Here is a 2,267-nt window from a genome sequence, read left to right as displayed (position 1 = left end):
GTCGTAGACTGCATTTTTACCTAATATAAAATCAATACACTCATGTAACATTGGATTGATAAAGTTCAAGATACATGAAAGATGTTTTGGCAGCGAATATGCTCGGATTATATCGCATAATCGATCAATCACATCATGAATATGATAATCAATACCATTTTCTGCTTTAAATATTAGCTCATCATTCTTTATAGATAATTTATCATAGGCGAGATTCCAAATCCACATTTCACCAAACAATCTTTTCAGAAAGAAAAGACGTGTATTATCGTTTCCTTTGTAATGTGATACTTGATATTGACAATAAAAATTTGTTAATTCTTTTCTATAAAAAGGTATTCCTTTATTAATATCAAGAATGAAAAACATATTGTTAATTATTAAATTAACTCCAGAGTAATCCATATCAATAAAACCTGGGATACACTTCTCTTTCAAAGATTCAGTTGTAGTGTTCTTCCAATATTCTCCAGAAATATAATCATTAAAAAGATAGTCCCAAGAACTTATCTGAAGCCCTTCCTCGTTTTTGAAACATAAATATCTGTTATTTTCTTTATCAGAATCAAATTCATAACACAAAAAATTATTATCAAAAGGTACAATATTATCGCCAAAAAATGATTCTACTTTATATTTATAAAGAGAAATAAACACAATTCACCCCCTACCCTTATTACTCTTACCACCTTGGCATACACTAATCTGCTTAGGTGTACCATATTTCTTTGTCTTACCTATTCTTGTTTCATATTGAGCACCGATAATTTCCTTATTGAATTCTTTTAATACATTTACACCAATACCACGAACTCCTTTCTCATTCCCTTTATATAATACTTTATCTGGAGAGCCTGACTCACCACCAGTGTAACTCTTGGCCCAAAAATCTTGTGCGATCTAACATATCTAACATATCTAACATATCTAACATATCTAACATCCTAAATCCCTTTTCCGTTACTGTATATGTCACTCTATGTATATTCACTTGCGGTTTAGGGTTAACCGTTCCATACCCATGTTGTTCTGCAGGTATATTGATCCAACGAGCCACTCGTGGACTTTCATGGTGTAACACAATTTTGCCTCCTGCCTTTTTAATATTCTCCAACTCAGCAGTACTGACATGCCTCACTATTTTATACGTTTCCTCTTTGACCTTCGGTTCTGGAGCAGCCCTCCTAGGATCTTCCTTCGGTTTTTTCTTCGCCAAGCCCAGAGGATCAATCTCTCCCGTTGGGTTCGATACATAACCGTAGGTATTGATTCCACCTTGAATGCCTATCGGATCTGGTGTTAGGTAACAGCTCGCTATAGGTGAATAATATCTGAACCGATTATAGAAGAGACCACTCTCTTCATCCAACCACTGGCCGGCGAATTTCAGCCCCGGATCAAACTCAGCATTTTCACCCGCAGCCCCTAAGCGTAAACCATACAACGAGTAAGCTGGCTGACGCCAAACTCGGTGGCCCACCGGATCGAATAAAGCCAGTGGTTTACCCGTTGGAGCACAGACCGCATACTGGGTTTGAATATCACTTGTCAGTAATTCACTATGGTTTTCTGGATTCGGGGTAAAAAACAGCACTTGCTGAGCCAGCAGCTGCCAGCCATCGAACACCAAATGGCGAATACTGTACAGTCGGTCATGGCGGTATTCACGAATTTCAGCAGGGGTACTGCCATCCCACAGGTAGGTAGTCCGCATCCCTGTTTGTGCGCAGACCTTTTCAATCCGCCGCCCAAAAGCATCATAGCGGTATGTCCACTGGTGGCCACCCGGTGTCAGTACATTAATAAGCTGGTTTTGACTGTTCCAGCGGAATTTAGTTAATTGTGGGCGATGTCCTTCCTGCCAGAGCTGCATCGCCGTCATTCGTCCAGCATCATCATATTCGAACAAATGCTGCCCGAGACGTCTCAGCCTGTGACCTTTCTGATAGAGCCGTTCCCCGTCAACCTCGTTCAGCCCGTCCTCAGACGAGTCCGAGTGTGCCTATACTTTTTTATGTCATTTTTATTTTAAATATAAATAACTTAAATTTAATTTTTACCTATTCCGTTAACTGCCGCGAACCAAAAACGCCGAGGAGCACTTTCAGGATTTTCGGCAGCATCCAGCCGTTCTGCGGGTGCTGCCGACACAAAACCTGCTAAATAGCTTTTCAAAATGGTAGGCGAATCAAAGAAACTCAGTCCTATTTTTGCGAACTTTTTAATCGCAAAACCAAAAAAACACAAAAAGGAAGGACTGAGTTATG

2 protein-coding genes are annotated in these 2,267 nt (G+C 39.6%); both read right to left on the bottom strand.

Going from position 1 to position 2,267, the window contains the following annotated elements; all coding sequences use genetic code 11:
* Positions 1 to 657, bottom strand: a 657-nt coding sequence (locus AACX38_RS05865) for a hypothetical protein (RefSeq protein ID WP_228865883.1), incomplete at its 3' end; no start/stop codon positions are given.
* A gap of 202 nt (positions 658 to 859) precedes the next feature.
* Complete coding sequence (locus AACX38_RS05860; protein WP_228865882.1) at positions 860 to 1,882, bottom strand: RHS repeat domain-containing protein; 1,023 nt, start codon at positions 1,880 to 1,882, stop codon at positions 860 to 862.
* Positions 1,883 to 2,267 lie beyond the last annotated feature (385 nt).

Source organism: Xenorhabdus sp. PB30.3 (assembly GCF_963895965.1).
Taxonomy (GTDB): domain Bacteria; phylum Pseudomonadota; class Gammaproteobacteria; order Enterobacterales; family Enterobacteriaceae; genus Xenorhabdus; species Xenorhabdus stockiae.
This window is presented reverse-complemented; position numbering and strand designations above follow the sequence as displayed.

Excerpts from the sequence above, each read along its gene's own strand:
- AACX38_RS05860 (WP_228865882.1), bottom strand. The coding sequence starts at position 1,882 with ATGACGGCGATGCAGCTCTGGCAGGAAGGACATCGCCCACAATTAACT.